A 25464-nucleotide genomic window follows, 5' to 3' on the forward strand; every position below is an offset into this window, starting at 1 on the left:
GCAGTCACGCGTGCGAGGCGGTCTCGTCCGTTCGACCGATGCCCCCGATGTGGGCCGCCTCGGGCAGACGGCCCAGCGCCACGAGCGCCGCGCCGGACGCCCCGATCTCCGGGTTGCGCTGCCACCGCACCTCGCGCGGGGCGAGCACGTCGGCGAACGCGGCGCGCCACCACGGCGAGGCGGTCAGCGCCCCGCCGCCGAGGACCACAGCCATCGGCTCGCCGACACCGCCTTCCAGCAGGGCCAGGTCGTCGGCGACGAGCCGGCACAGGCCCTGCATCAGCCCGGCGAGGACGTCCACGGCGGTGGTGCCGAAGCTGAGCCCGCGCAGCTCGCCCGAGCCCGCCGGGGCCGTGCCCGGCGGCCGGTCACCGCCCAGCCGCGGGTTGGCCCGCACCGACCCGGCGGTGCGGCGCAGCGCCTCCTCGAGGGCCGCGCCCTCCGGCAGCCGCAGCTCCCGGTTGGCCCAGGCGAACAGGTTGCCGCCGCTGGAGTACGCCGCGCCGGTCACCACGTGGTTATGGTCGACCCGGTAACGCCAGAGCTGCTCCGGCAGCGGCGGCGGCTCCGCGCCCGCCGGTACGGCCTGCATCATGCGGACCGCGGCGGAGGTGCCGACTGTGACCGCCGCGCGGGTCGGGTCGACGCAGCCGGACCCGACGCTTGCGGCCGCCCCGTCACCGACCGGCGGTGCCCACCGTGCCCCCGCCAACCCCGGCCAGCGCCGCGCGTACTCCGCGTTCAGCCGGCCGTGCCAGCCGTCCGGAGCCAGCCGCAGCAACTCCTCCGGGCGTACGCCGGCCAGCTCGCACGCCTCCGGGTCCCAGTCCAGGCGCCGCAGGTCGAGCAGTCCGGTGCCGGAAGCCATCGACATGGACATCGGCACCTCGCCGAGCAGCGCGCCGAGCACGTACTCGGCCAGCCCGGTGAAGCGGGCGTTCCGCGCGCCGTGCTCCCGCAGCCAGGGCAGCCGCACCGACCAGTAGCAACGGTGCCACCAGGTGCCGGTACGCCTGTGGAAGTCCGCCGGGTCGGCCGGGCCGACCGCGCCGGCGAGCGGCTCCGGCCGGGTGTCCAGCCAGGTCAGCACCGGTCCCGACGGGGTGCCGTCGGCGGCGAGCGGCAGCACCGAGTGCCACTGCGCGGAGGTGGCCACCAGGTCCACGTCCCGCAGGTGCCCGCCGGCGGCCAGCTCGTCCAGGCACTCCACCAGGCACGCCAGGTAGGCCGGGCCGTCCAGCGTCCCGGTGCCGTCGTCCCCGGTGACCAGGTGCACCCGGCGACGGGCCAGTGCGCCCGGGCGCGGCACGGCGTCCGCGTCGAGCACCAGCCCACGCACCGAGGAGGTGCCCAGGTCGAGAGCGAGAATGTCCATCGCGGGTCAACCTACCCGGCGCGACCGGCTTACCGGAGGCGGGCCGATCGCGTACAGTCACGGTCATGCTCGCGCACCTGTCCTGCTGGTGGCCCGCCGACCCGGCGGCCCACTCCCGCGCGTAGCTTCCCCACGCGGCCGCCCGACGAGGCGGCCGCCGGTCTTCCCCGGCATCCCGGGTCGCCCCAGTCGGCGGCCACCGGCCCACCGAGGAGACCAGATGACCCGCCCGTCCGACCCGCTCGCCGCCGTCGCGGCCGGCCGCGACCCCGGTCCGTTCGCGCTCGTCCGCCGCGAGGGCGCCGACCACGTCGACTTGTTCACCGGCCCGGTACGCACCGCCGACCGGCTCGCCGACCTGCCGCTGCCCGACGACGGCGCGGGACCGCGCACGCTCGCCCTGGTGCCGTTCCGGCAGGTCACCGAGCGTGGCTTCGAGTGCGTGGACGACGGCATGCCGCTGGAGTTCCTGACCGTCGAGGCGCACCGGCGGATACCGCTGGCCGAGTTGCTCGGCGCGCTGCCCGACGCCGCCGTACGCACCACCGACGCGGGTTTCGACATCGCCGACGACGAGTACGCGGCGGTGGTGGACCGGGTGCTGGCCGACGAGATCGGCCGGGGTGAGGGCGCGAACTTCGTCATCCACCGCACCATGCGCGCCACCGTGCAGGGCGATCCGCTGGCCGCGGCCCTGGCCGCGCTGCGCCGGCTGCTGCTGCGCGAGCGGGGCGCGTACTGGACGTTCCTGGTGTACACCGGCGCCCGGATCCTGGTCGGCGCCAGCCCGGAGCGGCACGTCAGCGTCGCCGACGGCCTGGTCGAGATGAACCCGATCAGCGGCACGTTCCGGCACCGGGGCGAGACCGTCGACCGGGCCGCGCTGCTGCGCTTCCTGCACGATCCGAAGGAGGTGGAGGAGCTGTACATGGTGCTGGACGAGGAGCTGAAGATGATGGCCGTGGTCGCCGAGCACGGCGGCCAGGTGGTCGGGCCGTACCTGAAGGAGATGGCGCATCTGGCGCACACCGAGTACCTGCTGGCCGGGCGCTGCTCCCGGGACGTACGCGACGTGCTGCGGGAGACCATGTTCGCGCCCACCGTGACCGGCAGCCCGATGGAGAACGCCTGCCGGGTGATCGCCCGGCACGAACGCGCCGGCCGGCGCTACTACGCCGGGGTGCTCGCGCTGCTCGGCCGCGACGAGCAGGGCCGGCAGACGCTGGACGCGCCGATCCTGATCCGGACCGCCGAGATCTCCCCCGAGGGCGCGCTGCGGGTGCCGGTCGGCGCCACGCTGGTCCGGCACTCGACCACCGCCGGGGAGGTGGCCGAGACGCACGCGAAGGCGGCGGGCGTGCTGGCCGCGCTCGGCCTCGGTCCGGACGCGCCGGGCGCCGGCGCCGAGCCGGTCGTCAGGTACGCCGACGACCCGGAGGTGCGCGCCGCGCTGGCCGCCCGTAACGCGCCGCTGGCCCGGTTCTGGCTGGAGCAGCGCCGGCCCGGGGCGCTCGCGCTGCGCGGGCTGGCCGGACGGCGGGCGCTGATCGTCGACGGCGAGGACACGTTCACCGGCATGCTCGCCCACCAGCTCGGCGCGCTGGGCCTGGCGGTGACCCGGCGGGACTGGCCGGACCCGGGCCCGCTCGACGGTCACGACCTGGTGGTGGTCGGCCCCGGGCCGGGCGACCCGCGGGACCCGGCCGCGCCGAAGATGGTGGCGCTGCGGGCGCTGCTGGCCGAGCTGCTCGCATCCGGCCGGCCGACGCTCGCGGTGTGCCTGGGCCACCAGCTGCTCGCCGGGCTGCTGGGCCTGCCGCTGCACCGCCGCGACGCGCCGTACCAGGGGTTGCCGCGCGACGTGCCGGTGTTCGGGGTGACCCGCCGGGTCGGCTTCTACGCCAGCTTCACCGCCCGCGCCGACGCCGACCGGATGACCGGCCCGTACGGCCCGGTGGAGCTGTCCCGCGACCCGGCCGACGGCGCGGTGCACGCGCTGCGCGGGACGGGTTTCGCCGGGGTGCAGTTCCACCCGGAGTCGGTGCTCAGCCAGGACGGCACGTCGGTCCTGGCGGATCTGCTCGGACATCTGCTCGACCGGCCCGCGCTGAGCGCGCATGGAGCAGCCGATCGCGGGTAGGGCGAGGGGCGACCGGTGGTCCGGACGGGTTCGAGAGCCCTCGTCCGGCCACCGGTCGCCGTCTGCCGGTCAGCCGGTCATGCCCCGCTTCAGCGCGGCGCCCATGAGCGTGGCCCGCTTGGCGGTCAGCGCGGTGGCGGTCAGGGCCACCTGGTCCGGGGCCACCTCGCCGTTGTTGCTGGTGTGCGAGGCGCCGTACGGGTTGCCGGCGACGAACTGGCTCGGGTCGGTGTAGCCGGGGGTCACCACGACTCCGCCCCAGTGGTAGAAGACCGTGTACAGCGACAGCAGCGTCGCCTCCTGGCCGCCGTGCGAGGTCGCGGTCGAGGTGAAGCCGCTGTAGACCTTGTCGGCGAGCACACCGGCCGCCCAGAGCGGGCCGGTGGTGTCGATGAACTGCTTGAGCTGGGCGGCGATCATGCCGTACCGGGTGGGCGAACCCATGATGATCACGTCGGCCCAGGAGAGGTCGTCCGGCTGGGCCTCCATCACGTCCTGGGTCTCCAGCCGGTGCGCCTGCCAGCCCGAGTTGGAGCGGATCGCCTCGTCGGGCGCCAGCTCACGCACCTTGCGCAGGCGCACCTCGGCACCGGCTTCTTCCGCCGCCTCGACGGCCGACTGGGCCATCTGGTAGGTGATGCCGGTCGCGCTGTAGTAGATCACCGCGACCTTGACCTGGCCATCCATCAGACGATCCCTCCTTGTTCGGGGTCAACTCCCGCGACTACCCGTTACTTGTCGCGTCAAACGGCGGGCGTGCTGCCCGGGAACACCCGCCGGTCGCGTCATGGCGGTCGCCGGGCCTCGCCGGCCGAGGCTCAAGATTTGCGCAAGTTCCGCGCGAAACCGCTTTCCCGGTCCAGCTCAGCGAGGATCCTGGGCAGACCGGTGCCGGCCGTTGCGGCCGCCCCCGCGCCGGGAACCTGAACGGGGGATCGCGCTTCGTCGGCAGCGCGGCCGGCGCAGCGCGATCAGGGGCTGTCGTACCCCGGGCCTAGGCTGACGCCCGTGACCGTTCGCCTCAGCCGCGCCGAGGCGCTCGCACTACGGATGACCGGCCTGCTGCTGCGCCCGCACCCGACGGCCCGTCCCGAGGGCGTCGCCGACGTGGTCGAGTGGTTCGGCGCCATGCAGGCCCAGGACGCCGCGAGCGGGTTGTGGTCGCTCGGCTTACGCCTGCCCGGCGCCACCCAGGACGACGTCCGCGCGGCGCTGGAGCGGCGGGAGGCCCTGCGCACCTGGCCGATGCGCGGCACCGTGCACCTGGTGCCGGCGCGCGACGCGCGGTGGATGCTGGAGCTGACCGGGGTGCGGACGCTGGCCGGGATCGCCTCGCGGTGGCGGCAGCTCGGGCTGACCGTCGCCGACGGGCGCCGCCGACGTGCTCGGCGCGACGCTGGCCGGCGGTGGCCGGCTCACCCGCGCCGAGTGCCTGGCCGCGCTGCGCGCCGCCGGGCTGGACACGGACGGTCAGCGCGGCTACCACCTGCTCTGGTACGCCAGCCACCGTGGGATCACCTGCATCGCCCCGCACGTCGGCACGGAACAGACGTTCGTGCTGCTCGACGAGTGGGCGCCCGGCCAGCACAGCCCGGAGCGGGACGAGGCGCTGGCGATGCTGGCCCACCGCTACGTACGCGGGCACGGCCCGGTGACGCGGCACGAGCTGGCCCGCTGGAGCGGCCTGACCGTCACCGACGCGACCCGCGCCGTCACGCTGGCCGGTGACCTCCTCGCCCCGGTCGAGGTGGACGGCGAGCCGGCGGTGGTCGACGCCGCGCTGCTCGACGCGCCCCGCGCGCCCGTCGACGACGTGCACACGCTGCCCGGCTTCGACGAATACCTGCTCGGGTTCAAGGTCCGCTCGTTGATGCTCGACCCGGCCCACGCCGCAGCGGTGGTCCCCGGCAACAACGGGATGTTCCGCTCCACAGTGGTGCGCGGCGGGCGCGTGGCCGGCACCTGGACGCGGACGATCGGCGCGAGAGCGGTGAACGTGACGGTGCACCAGCTCGTGCCGTTCGACGCCGCGCTGCGCACCCGCGTGGACGCCGCGCTGACGGGTTACGCCCGCTTCCTCGGGCTCGGGTTGCGGCACTCCTGGTGACAGTGCGGGTCCCCGCCGCCGCTTCCCGCGCTGCCGGCTCCTCCCCGAGTTCTCGGCGACTGGTGGTCCCGCCCGAGCAAGAGCTCGCCAAGATCTCCCCGCCCTCGTGCCGGGTGGAACGCCATAGGTGTCAAAACCGCGCTGAGACACCCATGGCATTCCACTCACGCCGTTGGCCGACGACGGGGCGGCGGCCGGCAGAGGGTGGTGGGTGGCGGGGTGGGATGGTGTGGGGCGCCCGGCGTGGTGAGGAAGAAGCTGGCAGTTGGGTGTCGTGCAGCTCGGCCCTCGTGACGAGCAGGGCAGGGCGGCCCATCGGGGATGGATGCTGGCCGGACGCGTGCGAAGGGCCGGCGGCGCGCACGCCACCGGCCCTTCGCACGCGTCCGGGATCAGTCGGCCAGGGCGCCAGCCGAGCGGCCCTCGTGCAGCGTCAGGTTGCGGCCGCTGCCCGGGTCGAACAGGTGGATCTTCTCCAGGTTGAACCACACCCGGCGCGACTCGCCCTCGCGTACCGGCGACTCCGCCGACAGGCGGGTGACCAGGTTCGACCCGGCGCCGGCGAAGTCGGCGGCGCCCGTGTCGGCGGCGAGTTCCTCCAGTTCGGCGGCGGTGGCCCGCTCCCCCTCGACGGTGAAGTAGACGTACTTGTCCGAGCCCATCGACTCGACGATGTCGACGGGCGCCTCGAACTCGACGCCCCGGCGGCGGGTCTCGTCGTCGATCAGCTCGGCGTCCTCGAAGTGCTCCGGACGGATGCCGATGATCAGCTCGCGCGGCGCGTCGCCGGCTTCCAGCTCGCGGCGGACCCGCTCGCCGATCGGCACCTCACCGAGCGCGGTCCGCAGCCGGCCCTCCTCCACCACGGCGTGCAGGAAGTTCATCGACGGCGAGCCGATGAACCCGGCGACGAAGAGGTTGCGCGGGTGGTCGTACAGCTCCTGGGGCGGGCCGACCTGCTGCACCGCGCCGCCGCGCATGATGACCACCCGGTCCCCGAGCGTCATCGCCTCGGTCTGGTCGTGGGTGACGTAGACGGTGGTGGTGCCGAGCTGCTTCTGCAGCCGTGAGACGACAGTGCGCATCTGCACGCGCAGCTTGGCGTCCAGGTTCGACAGCGGCTCGTCCATCAGGAACGCCTTGGGCTGGCGGACGATCGCCCGGCCCATCGCCACCCGCTGCCGCTGGCCGCCGGAGAGGTTGGCCGGCTTGCGGTCCAGCAGCGCGGTCAGCTCCAGCACCTTCGCCGCCTCGTCGACCTTCTGGTTGATCGTCTCCTTGTCCAGCTTCGCCAGCCGCAGCGGGAACGCCATGTTCTCCCGTACGGTCATGTTCGGGTAGAGCGCGTACGACTGGAAGACCATGGCGATGTCCCGGTCCCGGGGCGCCTTGTCGTTCACCCGCTCGCCGCCGATGCGCAGCTCACCGGAGCTGATGTCCTCCAGCCCGGCGATCATGTTCAGCGTGGTGGACTTACCGCAGCCCGACGGGCCGACCAGGATCACGAACTCGCCGTCGGCGATCTCCAGATCGACGTCCTGCACCGCGGTGGTCCCGTCCGGGAACCGCTTGCTCACCTTGTCCAGCACGATGTCGGCCATTGCTATCACCTATCCCTTGACTGCGCCGGAGGTCAGACCGGAGACGATGCGGCGCTGGAAGAAGAGCACGAACAGGATGATCGGCACGGTGATCACCACGGCGGCGGCGCAGATCGCCCCGGTGGGGTCCTCGAACTGCGACTCGCCGGTGAAGAACTGCAGGGCCACCGGGACCGTGCGGGACCGCTCGGTCGAGGTGAGCGTGATCGCGAACAGGAAGTCGTTCCAGCAGAAGATGAAGACCAGGATGGCCGTGGTGAACACGCCCGGCGCGGCCAGCGGCGCGATCACCCGCCGGAACGCCTGGGCCTGGGTGGCGCCGTCCATCTTCGCCGCCTTCTCCAGGTCCCACGGGATCTGCTTGAAGAACGCCGACAGCGTGTAGATCGCCAGCGGCAGCGCGAACGTGATGTAGGGCAGGATCAGCCCCGGCCAGGTGTCGAACAGCCCGAGCTGCCGCTCGATCTCGAACAGCGGCGACACCAGCGACACCTGGGGGAACATCGCGATCAGCAGCGAGACGCCGACCAGCAGCTTCTTGCCGGGGAAGTCCAGCCGGGAGATCGCGTACGCGGCCATCGTCCCGAGCACCACGGCGATGGTGGTGGCGATCAGCGCGATGCCGATCGAGTTGATCAGGGCCCGGACGAACTGGTCGGTGTCGAAGATGGTCCGGTAGTTGTCGAGCGTCCACTCCCGCGGCCAGAACTTGCCGTCGGTGAGCGTGGCCGGGGTCTTGAACGACAGCGAGGCGATCCAGAGCACGGGGACCAACGCGAAGACGACGACCACGACGTCCAGCAGGCCCCAGCGCAGCTTCGCCCGCGTGGTGGTTTCCACTGCCATGTCAGCGCCTCTCCCCATCGTCGCTGCCCGGGGCAGCGGTGCCGAACAGCTTCACGAACACGAAGGCGATGATCGCCACGGTGATGAAGATCAGCACCGACATCGTGGAGCCGATGCCGAGGTTCAGGCCCCGGATCAGGTTGTTGTAGGCGAGCATCGACACCGACGACGTCTCGTTGCCGCCGTTGGTGAGCACGAAGATGTTGTCGAAGACCCGGAACGCGTCGAGCGTGCGGAACAGCAGCGCGACCAGGATGGCCGGCTTCATCACCGGCAGCATCACCTTGGTGAACCGCTGCCACGCCGTCGCGCCGTCGGTGGAGGCCGCCTTGAGCAGGTCCTCCGGCACCAGCGCCAGCCCGGCCATCAGCAGCAGCGCCATGAACGGCGTGGTCTTCCAGATCTCCGCGAGCATGATGATCGCCAGCGAGCTGGCCCGCTCGGTCAGCGGGGCGCTGCCGTCGAACAGGTTCGCCAGGTAGCCGGTGCCCGGCGTCCAGGCGTACCGCCAGGAGAACGCCGCGACCACGGTGACGATGCCGTACGGGATCAGCGCGGCGGTGCGGACGATGCCCCGGCCGACGAGGGTCCGGTGCATGATCAGCGCCAGGCCCATGCCGAGCACCAGCTCGACCGCGACGGTGACCACGGTGATCAGGGCGGTCACCCCGAACGCGGTCCACCAGAAGTCGTTGGTGAGGACTGTGACGTAGTTCTCCAGCCCGACGAACTGCCGCTCGTCGGGGAAGCGCAGGTCGAAGCGTTGCAGCGACAGCCAGACCGAGTACAGGATCGGGTACGCGGTGACCAGCACCATGACCAGCGCGGCCGGCGCGCACAGCAGCCAGCCGAGCCGCCGTTCGGCCCGCTTGTTCTCGCTCAGCGGGGCGCGGGAGCCGCGCCGGGACCGCTGCTCCGGCACCGCGGCGTGCCGGCCGCCGGGCTGCTCGGCCTCTGCCTCGGCAGCGGCCTGTGCGCCGGCCGGGGTGGCGTTCACGCTCATGGCAGAACCCCCTTCGACTCCAGCGCGTCGGAGATCGCCTTGCGCAGCTCGTCAGCGGTCTGCTCGGGCCGGATCGCCGACGGCGGCGACAGGATCGCCGACATCACCGTGGAGATGCTCTGGTAGGCCGGGGTCAGCGGCCGCACCGCCGGCTCCTTCAGCTCCTCCAGGATGGTCTCCTTCATCGGGTACGCCTCGGTCATCTCCGGGTCGTCGTAGACGGCCTCGATGGTGGGCGGCACGCCGTCGTTGACGGCGGAGAACTTCTGGTTCTCGGCGTTGCGCAGGCAGCGGGCCACCTCGAACGCCTCCTCCGGGTGCTTCGAGTAGCTGCTGACCGCCAGGTTGACCCCGCCGATGGTGACCTTGCTGGGGGTGCCCGGGTCGATGCCCGGTACCCGGGCCCACTTCACGTTCTTCGCCAGTTCGGGGTTGGCCTCCTGGAGCGCCGGGTAGACGAACGGCCAGTTCACCTGGAACGCGCCCTTGCCGGACTGGAACTCCAGCCGCACCGGGTCCTCCAGCGCGTTGCTGAACGACGGCGAGGTCACGCCGGACGTGGCGAACTTCTTGAGCTGGTCGAGCGCGCGTACCGCGCCGGCGTCCATCTCCGCCTTCTTGCCGTCGTCACTGAGGATCTTGCCGCCGGCGCTCTCGGCGAGCGTGTTGTAGAGGACCACGAGGCCCTCGTACTGGGCGCCCATGGTCAGCACCTGGTACGGCTTGCCCTGCTCCTTGAGCTGCTGGGCGGCGGAGATCATCTCGTCCCAGGTCTTCGGCGGCTGCGACACCAGGTCGGTCCGGTACCACAGCAGCTGCACGTTGGTGTTCTTGGGCGCGGCGTAGAGCTTGTCCTCGTACCGGGCGGTGTCCAGCGGGCCGGCCAGCGTGCCCTGCTCCACGTCGGCCTTGTCCTGGCCGGTCCACTCCCGGATCCACTTCGCGCTGGCGAACTCCTGGGTCCACGTGACGTCCAGGCCGAGCACGTCCATCCCGCTGTCCTGCGCGGCGAGCCGCCGGACCATCTGCACCCGCTGCTCGTCGGCCTCGCGCGGCAGCACCCGGTAATCGATCCGGTACCGGCCCTGCGCCGCCGTGTTGCAGTTGTCGACGACCTTCTGCAGGTTCTGCTCCGGCGGGTAGTACAGGTTGATCGTGGGGACGCCGCCGTCGCCGCCGGACCCGCAGGCGGCCAGCGGGGCCACCAACGCGAGCGCGGCGGCTGCCGCCGCCGCGCGTCCGGCCGGCCGTCGTGCGGCCGTGTCGGGGACTGTCGTCATCACCCTCCCCCTCTCTTCGGCGAAGAACCGGGGAGTGACCCGTGCCCCGGCGCACGGCGATCCGGCCGGAGTATCGGCCCGATCGCCGAACGCCCCCGGGCGTGTCGTGCGGCTGAACGTGCCCGACCTGCGACGGAGCGAAACATCACGGACATGTGACGGTGACGGCCCGCACACCGTCGGCAGCGCGACGACGGGCACGGCCGACACGCCGTCCCACGTGGTGAAACGGCGAGGCTACCGAGCGTCAGCGGTCGTGCATTAGCGTGGAGCTGGCTCCGTAGCCGGCGCGTCGCCGTCGACGTCGATACGCCTCCGGCCGTCCCCCACTGCCCGCCCGATCGGTTGGTTCTGTCGGGAAAGTGCCGCCCGCTCGTTCCCCGGTTGGGCAGGATTCGCCCCGAGGAGGTGCCGTCGTGCAGGACACCCGCGCTCTCGCCCTGACGTTCGAGGTGAGCGGCCTGCCCCCGGTCAAGACCGAGGCCCTGTCGATCTTCGCCGCCGGGCACCGGCAGGCGACGAGGGTCCGCACCCTGCTCCAGGCCGCCTGCACGGCGGCCCAGCGCACCGGGTGGACCCCGCTCACCGGCCCGGTCGAGGTGGACCTGACCCTGCGCTGTCCGCCCGGGCACCGCACCTCCGACGCGAGCACCCTGCTGGGCGGCGTGTGCGCGGTGCTCCAGGACAAGAAGCGGGTGGCCACCATCGGCCTCGCCCACCTCGGAGTGCTCGTCGACGTCGCGCTCTGGTCCGACGACCGGCAGATCCGCCGGCTGTCGTACGTCGAGGAGCCGGCGGAGGAGTTCTCGTACCTGGTCCGGGTGTCGGCCGTACCGACGATGGTTTGACCGACGTCCGCGGTGGGGTACCGCGGACGCCGACGAAGGGAGCGCCGATGTCGGAGCCACATGTCACGCTCGATCCGAGCGGGCTTGACCCTGTGCAGCAGAAGCTGCGTGGCCCGCTGGAGGATCAGCTCACCTCGGCCCTGCAGGCCGCCGCGGACCGGGTCCGCTCCGGCTACGCGGGCGAGCCGGTGGAGGACGTGTGCCGCCGCCTGCTCGACGAGACCCGCTCCGGCCTGCACCCCGACATCGCGGCCGGCTTCCAGCCCGACATGGACGAGTTCTGCCGGGTGGCGGTGGCGATCGTGCGGGGCGAGCTGACCTGAGGCCGGGCCGCCCCCGGAATTGAGTACGCGTACCGATGACGGGCCCGCCCGGGGCGGCGAGAATTCTCCCCGTGCGAATTCGAATCATGACCGTTCTTGCCGTGCTCGGACTGGCCGGCCTGATGGCGACCACCGGCTGCTCGCTGCGGCAGAGCATCTGCGGCAGCGACGAGTACCCGGTGATCGCGGTCGGCCCGCAGGGCGGCAGTTCCTGCGTGCCGGACGGCCAGGAGCCGTCCCCCCCGTACGTGCGCTACCCGGAGGGCAAGGTGCCGCAGCACGTCGACGACGAGTGGGACGTCTACTGGCGCACCCACGGCATCGACGAGAACAACAACATCATCGACCGCTGACCCCGTCGGCCCGTGCCGCTCCCGCCGGCGCGGGCCGGCGTCAGCTGCGCCGCACGTCGACGACCACGACGTGCGTACCGTCCGGGCGGGTGGACTCCCCCAGCCGCACCGGCAGGCGGCCGCCGTCCGGCGGCAGCAGGCCGAGCCCGAAACTGAGGTGCCCCTCGAAGTCGCCGGCCACCGCCCATCCGCGCAGCGTCGGGAAGCGGATCGCCGCCGGCGGCAGGTCCGCCGTTCCGCCGCCGCGTGCGTCGTGTGCCTGGGCCGGCTCGAACCGCACCGACAGGTACGCCGTACCGGGCAGCGCGACCGGCGCGCCCCGGCCCTCGGTCACCACCCGCGGCACATAGGCGACCTGGTAGGACGGGGTGGGCCCGCGGAACGCGAAGGTGATCCGGCTGAAGCCCTCCGCCGGGTGGTCGCCGACGTCCACCGCTACCAGGACAGGCAGCGGCTCCCCGGGCGGCGGCGTGACCGGCACCCGTACCCGGTGGGCCACCCGGGCCGGCTGGCCGGGCACGGCCCAGTCCCAGGTGACACGCCACGAGCCGCCCGTCGAGGCCGCTTCGGTCGGCACGGGCGGAGTGGGCGTGGTCTGCGTCGCGGTCGCCGCGGGGACCGCCGCGGCCGTCGGGGTGGGCGCCGTGGACGCGCCGTCGTGGCCGGTCGCCGTGCAGGCCGCCGCGAACAGCACGACCAGGCCGGCGAGCAGCGGTACGCGCTGAGGAGTCATGACTCAGTGTCGCTCCGTGACCGGCCCGCGCACCAGAGGCGTCCCACCCCGATTCCGGTGCCGATCCGGCCGTCAGGCGGCCCACGGGTCGAACAGATGCTCGGCCGCCTCGCGAACGGACACGTGGCCCACCGCTGCCAGTTCGGCGGCGTAGTCGCTCACCAGCGTCGGCAGCCGGTAGCCGCCGTGCCGGTCCCGCTGCGCCAGGTGCGCGTCGACCAGGTCGTCCAAGGCGCGGTGCGCCCGCTGGGGGGAGACGCCGAGCTGGTCCGCGGCCGTGTGCACCGGCGTGCCCGGCCGCGCGCCGAGCAGTTCGAGCATCCGGCCGGCCAGCTCGTCGTCGGAGCGGACCACCGCCACGCCGGTGGCCAGGCTCGCCCGTACCGACAGGTCCTCGTAGGCCAGCAGGTCCAGCCGGGCCCGCCCGTCCCCCAGCTCGGCGACGAGGGTGGACACCGACGCACCGGACCGCCGCCCCAGCCGGGCGCCGGCGATGCGCAGGGCGAGCAGCGAGCCACCGCAGATCCGTACCAGGTCGGCGGTGGCCGCCGGCTCGGCGGCCAGCTGCTCCGGCCCGGCGAGGGTCGCCAGCAGGTCGCGGGCCTGCGCGCTCCCGACCGGGCGCAGCGCCACCCGGCGTACGCCGTCCAGGCTGCCCAGGTGCCGCTGAGCGACGGTGATCAGCGCCGGGCCGGGGCCGGCGGGCAGCAGCGGGCGCACCTGCGCCGCCCGGGTGACCCCGTCTACGACGAGCAGCAGCCGGCGGCCGGCCACCAGCGAGCGGAACCAGCCGGCCCGCTCGTCGGTCTTCTCGGGGACGTCGGCGGCCGGCACGCCGAGCGCGCGCAGCACCCGGGCCAGCACCTCCCCCGCCGTCACCGAGGTCCGGTACCCGAGGTCCACGAAGACCTGCCCGTCGGGGAACAGGTCGGACACGGCGTGCCCGGCGCGTACCGCGAGGGTGGTCTTGCCGCTGCCCGGGGCGCCGGTGACGACCACGGCGGCCGGGGCCTCCGCTGTCAGCGCCGCCACCACGTCGGCGGTTTCCCCGGTACGCGCGACGTAGGTGAGCGGGTCCGCCGGCAACTCCCGCGGCACCGCCCAGCCGACGGCGGGGCGAAGGTCCGCGACCGGCGCCGAGGCGGTCACGGCAGCGCCTCCCGGCTCGACGTACGACAGCTCCGGCGCGCGGTCCAGCATCGCCCGGTGCAGCCGGGCCAGTTCCGCGCCGGGTTCGAGGCCGAGCTGCTCGTCGAGGACGGCCCGGGCGTCCCGGTAGACGGTGAGCGCGGCCGGCACGTCCCCGCACCGGTAGAGGGCGAGCATCAGGTGCCCCCAGGCCCGCTCCCGCAACGGGTGCGCGGCCAGGTGCGCGCGCAGCTCGGACAGGAGGTGGGCGTGCTCACCGGCGGCCAGCCGCGCCTCGGTCAGTTCCTCGAAGACCTGTAGCCGCTGCTCGTCGAGGGCGGCCCACCGGTTGTCCAGCGCGGTGCTCCGGGGCAGGCCGTCACCGGACGGGCCCCGCCACCAGGCCAGGGCCGAAGTGAGCGTGTCGATCGCGCCGGCCGGATCGGCCGACGCGAGCAGTGACCGCCCCTGCCCCGCCAGTCGCTGGAACTCGGTCACGTCCAGCTCGTGCGGCGCCAGCCTCAGCTCGTACGCCTGCGGACGGGCGACCAGCCGGTCGCCCATCGTGCGCCGCAGGCCCGCCGCGTGAGTACGGAGGTTGGCAGTGGCGGACGTCGGCGGGTGGTCGGACCAGACCATCCGGGCCAGCCGGGGCAGGGAGACCGAGTGGTTCGCCTCGATCGCCAGCCCGGCCAGGACGGCCCGTCTCTTCGCCGCGCCGGGCGTGACGGTCTCGCCGTCGACGCACAGCTCCACTGTGCCCAGAAGCCGAATCTGAAGTTCCATCGCGCCGCTCCCCGTAAACCCTAGACGCGCCGCCCACGCTAAGCGCCTGGTTCGCGGCCAACAAGGGTGGAACCGGACAATTAAGCGTGATGAATGTCAATGTTGTTGGCGGTGTGTCGAGGTAACAAAAACACCACTGGGGACGCTTCGGGTTGGCCACGCCGCGTGACGGGAGGCAGAGGCCGGTCGCTCCGGTCCACGGAGGTCTCGGTGCCGTCGCGGTACCGGCATCCCCGCAGCGTACATACCGCCCGCCTGGCGCGCCTCAGCACCGCGCACAGGTCGCGCCGACGCAGATCGGGTCACCGGCACAAGTGTGGGTACAGCAGCTCCCGCGCGGTGGAATGACAAGGGGTTTGAACGAGTCGGACAGGGAGCGGCGGTAGCGCGCCTCATCCAGGTAGCCGTAGACGGTGTGCACCGACTCGCTGAACATGCTTCACCGATGACGGCTTCGAGCAAAAACGCGGAGAGTGGTTGACCGTAGTCACGCCAGCGAGCCGCAGAACCGCTATGGGCGTCCTTCCACTTCATCTCGGAATCCAGGCCGCCGTCACAGGGAAAACCCCATAGCACACTTCCCTGATTCTCTTCGCGAATTACCGGGATGTCGGGACCGTCCAGGTAGAACTCGTCAGGTCTCAACATCGGGTCCTGCAGCCGCAAGGCGTCCTGTCTTTTTCCCAACAAACCGTGGAAATCCCGGAGGAGGGGTGGGATCGAGAATCCGAGAGCGCGCTCGGTAGCCTCCAGCTCAGCAGCCGAGACGCCATCGCCGGCCTCGACCCCACCCATCCACTCAGCCATGAAGGCGCGGCACAACCCCAGCGCCTGCTGGGGATCCCATGAACCGGTGGTGACGGCCTTCATGAAGCTCACCCTTGCGTCAACTCGGCTTTCGAGGGTTCGGGTTGGATCCCCATGTCACGGACTTTGGGCACCCCGGACCTGAGGAGCGAAGCGACCGCAGAGCCGCGATTCGGGTGCCGTGATCCTCTCAGTGCGGCATCGCCTCACGAACGAGCCTCTTCTGAAAAGCAATCGTCTCCACGCACCTGGCATTCGCCCGCTCAGCCTCCTCAGTCCACTCCGGGACTTCCTCTCGATCGAGAAGACCTTCGTAACAAAAGGAAAGAACGCCGTACAGGACTTCGCCGGTGAGGCCGTCGGGTGCGTCGGCACAGGCCAGCAAAGCCGACATCATGTGCGAGGTGCCGGGCTCCTCCGCCAGATCCAGCACATCCTCGTACTCGTCGAGCACCTCGTCGGAGAGCTCGATCTTGTCTCGACCGGCGGCCACTGCTTCGCGCCCGGCCGCCATACCTCGATCCAGGTAGCCGCGAACTTCTTCTACCTCGATCTGACCCATTGCATTACGGGTCCACTCCATCGCCGTCATTGCAAGAGCGAGCCTTTGCGAAGGCTGAATATTCTGCAGTTCACCCCGCAGCGGCTGCATCTCACGATCCCAGAGTAGCACCTGGTCCTCCAGTTTCTATAGCCAAGTTACGCAAATCCGAACCACACGGCGGGCAATTTCGACCCGACTGGAGACGGCGCCGGTTGATGACATGACACGCTTCATTTACCAGGCTGCACGGCCACTGCGGGCATAGCACCAATCATACCGAACCCGACAACGAGCTGCTCACCTGCACACCGACACCCCGCGGACCTTCTTTGCGCAGCACACGACTGGGCGTCGGCGCCCGCCGGCGAAAGGCGTGAGACCCGCGCGCCAGCCGTCGCCTCCCTGAATGTGGGAGGCGACGGCTGGGACGGGTCTAGCCAGAGTTGTCAACCAGCAATGCGGAGCTAACCTACGCCGGCCCCCCATCTACCAACTACCCGGATATTCGGATACTTACCACTCCCGATTCTGCCGCCACAATCCTGGCCCGGCTTGCCGGTTGGCCGCACCGCGCCACAGGGAATTCTTGAGGTTGCAATACGACCGTTGGACCCAACCCGACCCTTGTCGACGGCATTCAGCAGAATCTGCTCAGCATCCGTCTGGTTAGGGCCCCGCAGATCCGATCCGGCCACTCGCCGATATCCGAGCTGCTCGGCCAGAGCCCGGGCGTCCGGATTGGTGTTGTTTCGATTGACGGTGTAGACAAGTTCTCCATTCAGGTGGCCCGTACTCACCGTCGTCCCGTTGTACGCACGGTCCCCGTACCTGGTACGCCAGGTCTCGGCAATCGCGTCGGCGTCCTCCTGGAGCTGTGCATCCGACTTGGTCGGACAGGCATCGTTGTGGGCGAGTACGGGGGTTTCGCCGACCAGGACGTAGTAGGTGTGCTGTCCGTCAACGGTGAAGTTGTGTACTCGCTGGACCTGGGTCTTGTGCCGGATGGCAGAGATCTGGACCCAGGTGCCCGACGACGTCTGGAGCCAGGCGCCGGCCTTGAGCTGGCCTGCGGTGACCCAGACCCCGGAGTCCGGCAGGTAGAACCGGTGACCGTCAGTGGCCACGATGGTGCCGGTCTTGTCGCCGGACTTGCCGTCGGTGTCCACGACGATGGTCACGAGCTTCTTGACCCCGGCACCCGGGATCAAATGGGTGACCGGACGGCTCTGCCGGTCGCCCGACTCGACGTCGGAGGCGAGGACCCGGTCCCCGACCTTCACGTCCTCGATCGCCTTGGTCGAGCCGTCGGCCAGCAGCACCCTGGTGCCCGGGACGAAGCTGTTGCACTTGGTCGGCTTCGCCGGGGTCTCGGTCTTCGGCTTCGGGGTGTTGGTGGGCAACGCCTTGGAGGCGTCGGTGGTCGCCTCGACGCCCTTCTTGACGTCGTTGGCGGTGTCGATACCGTCGGCGATCTTCTTGCCGGTCTTGGCCAGCTTTGCCGCCGTCACCGCGTTGCCCGCCAGCGGGATCGCCGAGGCCATCGACAACGCCGCGTCGACGTAGTTGCCCTCGGCCGCGTACCAGATGCCGTTGGCGACGTCGGCTACCTCACCGACCACCGGCACCATGCCGACCACGTCCAGGGTGGCGTGGCCGATGTCCGACCACGACATCCCGAACAGGTGCCCGTCCAGCTCGATGAAGCTGATCGGGTTCCCGCCGGCGAACGCGTACCGGTTACCGGTGAACGGATCCATCCCCAGCGCCATGTCCGCCATCGCGCCGCCGTAGGTGTCCCGCGTCAGGAACCGGTTCAGGCCCGGGTCGTAGTTGCGGAACCCCATGTCGTACGTGCCCGAACCCGCGTCCCACCGGGAGGCGTTGAACCGGAACGCGTTGTACGGCTCCTCGCCCTCCGGCTGCGCGCCCGGCTTGTCCACGCCGGTGAACTGCGACGAGTCGTCCTTGCCGTACGCGGTGTACCCGTACGTCGCCCGGGTCTTGCCGTCCTCCTTCGTGATGCCGATGACGTCGCCGCGCGGCCGGTAGATGAACTGCGAGTACTCCCGCGCCCCGTCGTCCTTGTGCTTGATCTGGGTCAGCTGCTGACCCCACGGCGCGTACTGGTACGACTTCGTCGCCTTGCCCGCGACCTCCTCGCGCAGCACCTGGTTGTCCATCCCCAGGTACGTGAACAGGGTGGTCTTGCCGGCCGTCGTCTGCGACACCGTCCGGTCGAACGGGTCGTACACGTAGGTGGTCGACTTGGCGTTGGCGCCGATGCCCGCTGTGGTCTTCGCGGTCCGGTCGAAGCCGTCGTAGTAGTACTTCTGCGCCCGCTGGCCACCGACCGACACCGTGTCGAGGCGCCCCAGCGGGTCGTAGTTGTACGTCGAGGTCACACCCGCCGTGGTGGTCGAGTGCAGCCGGTTCCGGTCGTACTTGCTGGTACTTGTCGTCCCCCCGACGGTCTGCGACACCGTGTTGCCGTTGGCGTCGTAGGTGTAGGTCTCCGTGGAGGTGCTGTCACCGGTCTTGTCCAGCTTGGCGATCCGGTCCTGCGGGTCGTAGCTGAAGACGTACGTGTTGTCGATGTAGTCCGACGAGTTGTCGGCGTTCATCAGCTTCAGCACGTCCCGCGACGGGTGCCCGTTGGCCTGGTACTGGAGGTTGTGCTCGGCGACCGTGGCGCCGCCGGACGTCTTCTCCAGCTGACGCTTGGTGGCGCCGTCGAGGTAGTACTCGAAGTCCACCGTGTTGCCGTTGGGCTTGGTCTGCTTGAGCACCTGCCCGCGGTTGGTGTAGGTGAACGACGAGATCTGCTGGTTGCCGGCCGTCGGCGAGTCGGCGTTGGTGACCTTGGCGACCATGTCCCGCGGGTCGTACTCGATCTTCGACCAGGTGAGGTCGTGGGTCGAGGTGAGCGGGTTGCCGTTGTCGTCGTAGGTCAGCGCCGTGGTGTTCTTCGCGCTCGTGTCGCTGAGCCCGGCGAACTCCTTCACCGTGGAGATCTGGTTGAGCTGGTCGTACGCGATGTCGTACCGGCCGATCTTCGCGCCCGGGCTGAGGTCCTTGACCTCGACCATCATCCCGTTCGGGTTGTACCGGTAGGTGAACTCCTTGCGCTCGTTGTCGACGTCCGCGGCGTTGTCCCGCACCAGCTTGACCGCGTCGGCCAGCACCTTGCCGGTCGCCTGGTCGGTGACGGTGATCTTCTGGGCGCCCTCCTCCTTGAAGGAGTAGCTGCCCAGGCTGATCCAGGCGCCGGTGTTCTGCGTCTGGTTCACCGTCTTGGTGACACTGCCGCCGTCGTGGGTGATGGTGAACTTCGCGTCCGTCGCGGCACCGGTGACCTGCGGGTGCCTGACGAACACCTCGTACGTGCCGTCGCGCGGGATGGTCAGCTGCCAGTTGAACTGCGCCGACCCGCTGCCGGCCGGGGCGGTGGCGACGTCGTAGCCCCACTGCCCGGTGGCGGCCCCGTTGGTCCAGGTGCCCTGCGAGGCGGTGTTGTTGGTGTCGGTGTTGTCGACCAGGACCACGTCCTTGCCGACCGGCAGGCCGTCCTCCGACCGTCCCTTCTCGTTGCCGGACTGGTAGTACTGCCAGGTCATCGTCCGCGTGGTCGACCCGCCGGCGGAGCTCAGCGTGTTCTTGGTCTGCTGGCCCAGGTCGTTGTAGTCGTAGGAGTTGACGATGTCCCACGGGTCCTTGGACGTCCGGGTCCACCCGTTGTCGTAGTAGGTGTACTCGGTGTCGTTGCGGACCGTCTGCCCGTCCGACGGCGGCGCGCTGACCTTCGTCAGGTTGCCGATCTCGTCGTAGCTGTAGAAGGTCTTGTCGGGCTTGTTGTAGCGGCTGTCGTCCTTGTCGTAGGACGACCACTCCTCCTTCTTTCGGTTGAGCGCGTCGTAGACGGTCACCACGGAGAAGTCGTCGGCGTCGTCGGTGGTGTCCACCCCGCGCGGGGTGATCAGCTTCGTCTGGTTGCCGACCTGGTCGTACTCGTACTTGGTGGTGCGGTAGGTGACGGTGCCGGAGCCGTCCTTGCTGTGCGGCACCTTCGACTCGACGAGCGCGCCGCGGGCGTCGTACGTCGCCAGCGACTCGTTGCCGTCGGCGTCGGTGGTGCCGAGCGTCAGGCCGTCCTTGTCGTAGCGGGCGGTGGTGAACTTGCCCGCCGCGTCGGTGGTCTTCACGACCCGGCGGTTCAGGTCGTACTCGTACTTCGTGGTGAAGTCGTCCGCCGCACTGGCGGTCTTCTTCGCGTCGTACAGGACCGTGACGTTGCCGACGTTGTCGTACTCCGACTTCACCTTCTGGCCGAGGCCGTTGGTGACCTCGGTCGGCTGGTAGATCGCGTCGTACTTCGTGGTCGTGGTGTAGTCGCCGGCCGTCGAGGTCAGGTTGCCCTGCGGCTCGGTGACGGTGAGGACGTTGCCGACCTTGTCGTACGTCGTGGTGGTCTTCCGCTCCGGGTCGCCCGACTCGTCCTTCGGGACGAGGGTCTCGACGACCTGGTCCGCCTTGTCGTAGACGGAGGTCGACACGGCGCCGTTCGCGGCGTACGCGGTGGTGATGTTGTCGTTCGGGTCGTACACCGGGGCCTTGGTGGTGATGAAGCGGTTGTTCGCCGCGTCCATCGGCTCCACCTTGGTGGTGGGCCGGCCGAACGTGTCGTACGCCTGGGTGACCTTGGCGTTCTTGCCGTTCTTGACCTCGGTGACGTTGCCCCGGTCGTCGTAGGTGAAGTACGACTTGCCGGTGCCCGCGTCGGTGATGGTCGTCGGGTAGCCGCTCGGGTGAAACGGGCCGTACGCCGTGGTGTTGCCGTTGGCGTCCCGGGCGCTGAGCAGCTGGCCCCACTCGTCGTAGGTGTTGACGCTCGTGTAGTCGCCGTCGGCCGGCGTGGTGTTGCCGACCGGGTCGGTGACCGTCGCGACGTCGCCCTCACCGGTGTACGTGAAGGTCCACTTGCGGCCCTCGGAGCTGGTCTTGCTGGCCACCTCGGCCACGTAACCGTTGAGCTGGCGCTGGTAGGTCAGCACCGTGCCCGGCCAGCCGTTCTTGACCGCCTCGGCGTCCCGGATCTGGGTCGGGTAGCCGGTCTTCGGGTCGAACGACCAGGTGGAGACGGCGGTGTTGGCCTCCTCCAGCCGGATGACGTTGTGGTCGTCGTCCCAGCCGGTCCTGGTGACCTCGTTCTTGGCGTTGGTGACCTGGTACGCCCGGCCGTAGCCGTCCAGCAGGTACTGGGAGGCGTGGTTCTCCGCGTCGGTGACAGTGGTGTTGATGTTGTTGCCCTGCGGGCCGTCCGGGTCGACGTAGGCGAACTGGGTCAGGTGGCCGAGCCGGTCGGTGTAGGACTTCGTGGTCCAGTGGAACTTCGGGTCGTCCCCGTTCTGCGGGTAGTTGTAGACCAGGCCTGTCGCGTTGCCCCGCGGGTCGGTGACCTTGACCAGCTTGACGTTCTTGTTGCCCTGGGTCATGTCGTAGGCGAACTTGAACGTCTTCGGCGTGCCGTTCGTCGAGCCGGCGCCGTCGATCAGCTCACCGAGCAGGCCCTTGTCCGTGTAGGTGAACGTGAGCTTGCGTCCCGAGACGTCGGTGATCTGCGAGATGTGGTCGATGATCTTCGGGTTGGTCAGGTTCGTCGCGCCGGAGACCCGCGTCCAGGTGGTGTCGTTGATGTAGTCGTACGTCTGACCCTTGGCGTAGTAGTCGATGGTCAGCGTGATCCGGCCGATCGGGTCGGTGATGTACCGCAGGAACTTCGTCGGCTTGTTGTTGGACTTGCGCTCCTCGTAGGTGAAGAGCATCTCGTTGCCGTTGTTGTCGACGACGCTCGACAGGAAGCCCTCGCAGTCGTAGAAGAACTGCGTCCGGTCCGGCCGGGTGAGCACCCACGCCTTCGGCTCGTCGGTGTTGGGCTTGCAGTCCACGCTGCCGTACTTCTGCAGGTAGAGGTGCACACCCTTCGGGCTCTTCCACTCGTTCGCGGTCGCGTCCCAGGTGAACCGGTGGCTGGTGCCGTCACCGTCGGTCAGGGTGACCTTGGTGGGGTTCGGGTTGGGGTGGAAGTCCAGCGGGGCGCCGAGGCGCATCATCGACGACGCCTGCAGCGACCAGCCGTACCCGGCCACCGTGTCGGTGGTGTCCAGCGAGTTGTAGGACATCCGGACGAACGTCGACAGGCCCCGGGACGGGTTGTTGAACGCGTTGTACGACCAGACCGTGTTGCCGGAGTACAGGTTGTTCATCAGGCTGCCGCCGGCGCCGGTGTTCTTCCCCGCGTACGAGTAGAACTTCTCCAGGCCGAGCTGGTCGGAGGTCGGCTCCTCCACCGAGATGTTCTGCGGCAGCGCCGGGATCGACGCGGTCTCCGACAGCTTCTTGCCGGTGAGCTTGTTGCGCAGGTCCCACTGCAGGACGTAGTCGGTGCGCTCGTTGCCCTCGGTGGACGACGGCGGCGTCTTCACCTGTGCGGCCACGTCGACGGTGCCGCCGGCCGGGACGCTCTTCGGCAGTGCGGTCCGCAGCTCGTAACTGGCGTCCGCGCCGTCGGTGACCCCGTCGGCCCGCTTCCAGTCGTAGGCCAGTTCCCAGTCGGTCGGGTTCCAGGCCGTGAGCGTCGGGTTCGACAGGGTCACCGGCACCGTGTACGTGGAGTTGGCGGTGGCCAGCGCCGGCGTCGAGGCCGCGTAGTACGTCGACTCCGCGGTCTGCTCAAGGTAGGTGACCTCCAGCGTGGGCCGCAGCAGCGGTTCCTGCGCCTCGGACGACAGCAGCACCGCCCGTGCGGTCTGGTTCGCCTCGTCGCGCTGGCGCAGCAGCAGGCCGAAGTTCTTCGTCGGGTCCTTGACCCAGCCGTCGGCCGCCGGGGTCACGTCCCAGGAGGCCCACTTGGGGTCGTTCGTGAACTGGTTGTAGCTCGCCTTCCAGGTCGTGTCGTAGTCACCGCCGGCGGTGGTCCACGCGTTGGTGCCGTCGTAGGTGTTCCACGTCGCGCTGGTCTCGGTGAAGTTCCTGGTCAGCTTGTGGACGTCGACGTGCTCGTCGGTGTCGGTGCCCGGGTAGAGCCCGCTGCTGTACAGCCGCAGGTCGGCGTCGACGACCTTGGCGTTGGCCGGGATGCCGGTCAGCGTCGGGAACTTCACCAGGCCGCGGGTGTCCCCGTAGTAGGGCGAGTTGTTGCCCGGGCTGACGTACGGGTCACCGTCGTAGACGTCCACGTTCTCCGTCGGGCGGGCCTGGGACAGCGTGGTGTCGGTGGTGCCGGTGCGGTAGATCCGGGTGATCTGGCCCGCCTTCGGCAGGATCGCCGACTGGGTGGGCCCGGCGAGGACCTGCCCGTCGCGGGTCTTCACCGCGACCATGTAGTAGTAGAACTTCCGCGCCAGCGGGTCGGTGTTGTCCGCCGCCGTCGGGATCGCCGTGGTGTCCTGGTAGGTGCGGGTGCTCGTGGACACCGGGGCGATCAGGGTCGCCGCCGACGGGGTGAAGTTCTGGTAGATGCTGCGGTGCACCTGGTACTCCACCGCGTCGTCGGCGGTGGACGACGACGGGTCGGCGTACGCCGGCCAGTCCAGCACCGCGCCGGTGGCGGTGAGCGTCGTCGGCGGGCTGACCGCCACGCCCGGCCGGCCGTACGTGATGACCAGCTTCGGCAGGTTGTAGTCCCGGCGGGCGTTGTTGTACGCGTACTCGGAGGCCTCGTAGATCGGGCCGCCGCGCCCCTTGTCCGCCTCGTCGACCGCCTTCACCATGAAGCCGTTGTTGGCGTACGCGCCGTTCACCCAGTCCTGCACCACGTTGCGGACCGGGAAGGAGCTCCACACGTTGGAGACCGAGGCCTTCTTGGTGGCCGCACCCCACTTGGTGAACCGCACCGCGTCGGCGATCACCGACTTGCCGGACACGTCCCCGAGGACGACCTTGCCGGTGGTGCCGGCCGCGAACGGGTGCACGCCGAGGGTCTTCCACTCGCCGCGGGCGCTGCCGGTCTGGTCGACCGTGTACGTCTTCGAGCCGCCGTTGTAGTGCACGGTGTACGGCGCGTTCGTCGGCCGGTCCGACTCCGACACGTAGTGGACCTCGACCTGGTAGTTGCCGGCCTCGGTGATGGTCGGCACCCAGGTGTGGGTGTGGCCGGTGGTGGTGTCGTTGTTGTAGCGGTAGTCGCCGTTGACTGCGAGCCCGGTCAGCGCCGTGTTGCCCGAGTACGACCAGGTGCCGGACACCGAGGTGCCGGCGTCGCCGTCGTCCTGCGTGACCATGTTGCCGGCCGGCTGGGCGGCCATGTTGGCGTTCATGTTCGCCCAGGTCGCGGTACTCTCGCTCCAGGGCTGGGTGACCCGGCGGGCCTCCATCGCCACGTCGAAGCCCCACGCGTGGTGGGTCTGCGAGTAGTACATCTGCAGCTGCGCGTCGTCGATCGGCGTGTTCCGCGGGATCGAGCCGACGTCGAACTTGACCAGCGTGCGGTACGCGTTCGACGCGTCCGTGCCGACCTTCAGCTGGTAGGTGTCGTTGTAGTTGGTGGTCGTGGCGCCGGAGTAGATCTGCACGTCCTGCGCGTCGGTGGGCACCGGCTGCAGCTTGATCGTCGGGTCGATCACCACCGGGTAGACCCGGGACCGGTCGGTCAGCCAGGCGGTGTCCGCGGTGACGGTGACCGTCGACGTGCCACCCGAGCTGGTCACCTTCTGGGTGACCTTGTCCGACCACACCTTGCCGTGCGGGGAGGACTTGTCGTCCTTGCTGTCGTACATGAACGGCGGCGGCATGACGAACACCGGAGCGCCGCCGTCGCGGCCGAGGAACGCGATCGAGCCGTCCGCGCGCTGCTGCGCGGTGAGGCCCGCCGTCTTCAGGGTGAACGTGTAGGACGCCGGACCGGCCGGCGCCTGCCGCAGGACGATCTTCTCCTTCAGCGCGGTGCTTGTGACGTCGTAGACCACGTCCGCGCCGCCGGCCAGCCCCGGGTACGTCACAGTGGAGCCCGAAACCTTCGGGCTGACGTCCTTGGCGGCGCCGGCCAGGCCCAGCTCGATCGCGCGGCCGTCGCGCTCGAAGCGGACCAGCTCGTCCGAGCTGTCGCCGAAGAGACTGGTGTAGGCGTTGGTCAGGTTGCCCTGCGCGTAGCCGGGCTCGTCCACCGGACGGACCGTGGTGTCGATGGGCTGCCACCTGCCCTTGCCGTCCCGGTAGTGCAACGGCGTGGCGGAGATCTCCGCCTGCAGCCGGCCGTCGGCCAGCTGATAGACCTTGGCCTTCTCGGTCCGTCGGCCGGGCAGCTCCTTGACCCGCTTCTGCGCCGGCCACTTCCGGCCGGCGACGGGCTTCTCGTCGCGGTGGAGACCGGCGCTGACCACCTCGGGCCGGGCCCGGTTGCCGCCACCGGCGACCAGGCCGCGCGCGGCGTCGCCGAGCCGGTCCAGCAGTCCGCTGTCGTCGTTCTTCCCGCTCGGCGCGGCGGCCTGTTTTGTTGCGGCTGGGTCGCGGTCCGGTAGGACCGCTGCCCCGCCCAGCGTGGCCACCATGGCCAACGCCAGGCCCCCGATCAGGGCGCCTCGTGATGGTCTCCTCAC

Annotated in this window: 14 protein-coding genes and 1 pseudogene; 5 read left to right on the top strand and 10 right to left on the bottom strand. The window is 70.3% G+C overall.

All coding sequences use genetic code 11. The features are described 5' to 3' along the window. Positions 1-4 precede the first annotated feature (4 nt). Complete coding sequence (locus FHU28_RS23975) at positions 5-1375, bottom strand: gluconokinase (RefSeq protein ID WP_184686689.1); 1371 nt, start codon at positions 1373-1375, stop codon at positions 5-7. A gap of 220 nt (positions 1376-1595) precedes the next feature. Here FHU28_RS23975 and FHU28_RS23980 point away from each other — a divergent pair, with 220 nt between their 5' ends. After that, entirely contained in the window at positions 1596-3515 is a 1920-nt protein-coding gene (locus FHU28_RS23980) for a chorismate-binding protein (RefSeq protein WP_184686690.1), read from the top strand. Between the two features lie 69 nt (positions 3516-3584). On the opposite strand, the gene wrbA is transcribed toward FHU28_RS23980, so the two are convergent. Further along, entirely contained in the window at positions 3585-4202 is a 618-nt protein-coding gene (gene wrbA, locus FHU28_RS23985) for an NAD(P)H:quinone oxidoreductase (protein WP_184686691.1), read from the bottom strand. Between the two features lie 321 nt (positions 4203-4523). Between wrbA and FHU28_RS23990 the strand changes: the two are divergent. After that, positions 4524-5622, top strand: a pseudogene (locus FHU28_RS23990) (winged helix DNA-binding domain-containing protein). Between the two features lie 392 nt (positions 5623-6014). Here the strand turns inward: FHU28_RS23990 and FHU28_RS23995 are convergent. From FHU28_RS23995 to FHU28_RS24010, 4 genes are read right to left on the bottom strand one after another with little or no spacing between them, the layout of a single operon-like run. Then, complete coding sequence (locus FHU28_RS23995; protein ID WP_184686692.1) at positions 6015-7223, bottom strand: ABC transporter ATP-binding protein; 1209 nt, start codon at positions 7221-7223, stop codon at positions 6015-6017. 9 nt (positions 7224-7232) lie between these two features. Further along, positions 7233-8069, bottom strand: coding sequence for a carbohydrate ABC transporter permease (locus FHU28_RS24000; protein ID WP_073831801.1), 837 nt, complete (start codon positions 8067-8069; stop codon positions 7233-7235). Position 8070: 1 nt separating this feature from the next. Beyond that, a complete protein-coding gene (locus tag FHU28_RS24005; RefSeq protein ID WP_116507086.1) occupies positions 8071-9072 on the bottom strand; it encodes a carbohydrate ABC transporter permease in 1002 nt (333 codons plus the stop codon). Beyond that, on the bottom strand, positions 9069-10352 hold the full coding sequence (locus FHU28_RS24010) for an ABC transporter substrate-binding protein (RefSeq protein WP_184686693.1): 1284 nt from the start codon (positions 10350-10352) through the stop codon (positions 9069-9071). Before FHU28_RS24010 ends, FHU28_RS24005 begins: the two co-directional genes overlap by 4 nt. A 416-nt stretch (positions 10353-10768) precedes the next feature. On the opposite strand from FHU28_RS24010, the gene FHU28_RS24015 reads away from it, so the two are divergent. The 3 genes from FHU28_RS24015 to FHU28_RS24025 all read left to right on the top strand — a co-directional run bounded on the left by FHU28_RS24015 (position 10769) and on the right by FHU28_RS24025 (position 11876). Next, positions 10769-11200, top strand: coding sequence for a RusA family crossover junction endodeoxyribonuclease (locus tag FHU28_RS24015; RefSeq protein ID WP_174535970.1), 432 nt, complete (start codon positions 10769-10771; stop codon positions 11198-11200). A gap of 47 nt (positions 11201-11247) precedes the next feature. Next, complete coding sequence (locus FHU28_RS24020; protein ID WP_030500352.1) at positions 11248-11523, top strand: hypothetical protein; 276 nt, start codon at positions 11248-11250, stop codon at positions 11521-11523. A gap of 86 nt (positions 11524-11609) precedes the next feature. Then, entirely contained in the window at positions 11610-11876 is a 267-nt protein-coding gene (locus FHU28_RS24025; RefSeq protein WP_260413088.1) for an SCO0607 family lipoprotein, read from the top strand. A gap of 40 nt (positions 11877-11916) precedes the next feature. On the opposite strand, the gene FHU28_RS24030 is transcribed toward FHU28_RS24025, so the two are convergent. The 4 genes from FHU28_RS24030 to FHU28_RS24045 all read right to left on the bottom strand — a co-directional run bounded on the left by FHU28_RS24030 (position 11917) and on the right by FHU28_RS24045 (position 25464). After that, positions 11917-12609 (bottom strand): AMIN-like domain-containing (lipo)protein, encoded by a 693-nt coding sequence (locus FHU28_RS24030; RefSeq protein ID WP_184686695.1) that lies wholly within the window; start codon positions 12607-12609, stop codon positions 11917-11919. A gap of 72 nt (positions 12610-12681) precedes the next feature. Continuing rightward, complete coding sequence (locus FHU28_RS24035; RefSeq protein WP_184686696.1) at positions 12682-14523, bottom strand: AfsR/SARP family transcriptional regulator; 1842 nt, start codon at positions 14521-14523, stop codon at positions 12682-12684. A gap of 997 nt (positions 14524-15520) precedes the next feature. Further along, positions 15521-15982, bottom strand: a complete 462-nt coding sequence (locus FHU28_RS24040; RefSeq protein WP_184686697.1) for a hypothetical protein — start codon at positions 15980-15982, stop codon at positions 15521-15523. Between the two features lie 356 nt (positions 15983-16338). Further along, complete coding sequence (locus FHU28_RS24045) at positions 16339-25464, bottom strand: golvesin C-terminal-like domain-containing protein (RefSeq protein WP_184686698.1); 9126 nt, start codon at positions 25462-25464, stop codon at positions 16339-16341.

It is taken from the genome of Micromonospora echinospora, from assembly GCF_014203425.1.
GTDB classification, from domain to species: domain Bacteria; phylum Actinomycetota; class Actinomycetes; order Mycobacteriales; family Micromonosporaceae; genus Micromonospora; species Micromonospora echinospora_A.

Excerpts from the sequence above, each read along its gene's own strand:
- FHU28_RS23980 (WP_184686690.1), top strand. The coding sequence starts at position 1,596 with ATGACCCGCCCGTCCGACCCGCTCGCCGCCGTCGCGGCCGGCCGCGAC.
- wrbA (WP_184686691.1), bottom strand. The coding sequence starts at position 4,202 with ATGGATGGCCAGGTCAAGGTCGCGGTGATCTACTACAGCGCGACCGGC.
- FHU28_RS24020 (WP_030500352.1), top strand. The coding sequence starts at position 11,248 with ATGTCGGAGCCACATGTCACGCTCGATCCGAGCGGGCTTGACCCTGTG.
- FHU28_RS23995 (WP_184686692.1), bottom strand. The coding sequence starts at position 7,223 with ATGGCCGACATCGTGCTGGACAAGGTGAGCAAGCGGTTCCCGGACGGG.
- FHU28_RS24010 (WP_184686693.1), bottom strand. The coding sequence starts at position 10,352 with ATGACGACAGTCCCCGACACGGCCGCACGACGGCCGGCCGGACGCGCG.
- FHU28_RS24000 (WP_073831801.1), bottom strand. The coding sequence starts at position 8,069 with ATGGCAGTGGAAACCACCACGCGGGCGAAGCTGCGCTGGGGCCTGCTG.
- FHU28_RS24025 (WP_260413088.1), top strand. The coding sequence starts at position 11,610 with ATGACCGTTCTTGCCGTGCTCGGACTGGCCGGCCTGATGGCGACCACC.
- FHU28_RS24040 (WP_184686697.1), bottom strand. The coding sequence starts at position 15,982 with ATGCAGCCGCTGCGGGGTGAACTGCAGAATATTCAGCCTTCGCAAAGG.
- FHU28_RS24005 (WP_116507086.1), bottom strand. The coding sequence starts at position 9,072 with ATGAGCGTGAACGCCACCCCGGCCGGCGCACAGGCCGCTGCCGAGGCA.
- FHU28_RS23975 (WP_184686689.1), bottom strand. The coding sequence starts at position 1,375 with ATGGACATTCTCGCTCTCGACCTGGGCACCTCCTCGGTGCGTGGGCTG.
- FHU28_RS24030 (WP_184686695.1), bottom strand. The coding sequence starts at position 12,609 with ATGACTCCTCAGCGCGTACCGCTGCTCGCCGGCCTGGTCGTGCTGTTC.
- FHU28_RS24035 (WP_184686696.1), bottom strand. The coding sequence starts at position 14,523 with ATGGAACTTCAGATTCGGCTTCTGGGCACAGTGGAGCTGTGCGTCGAC.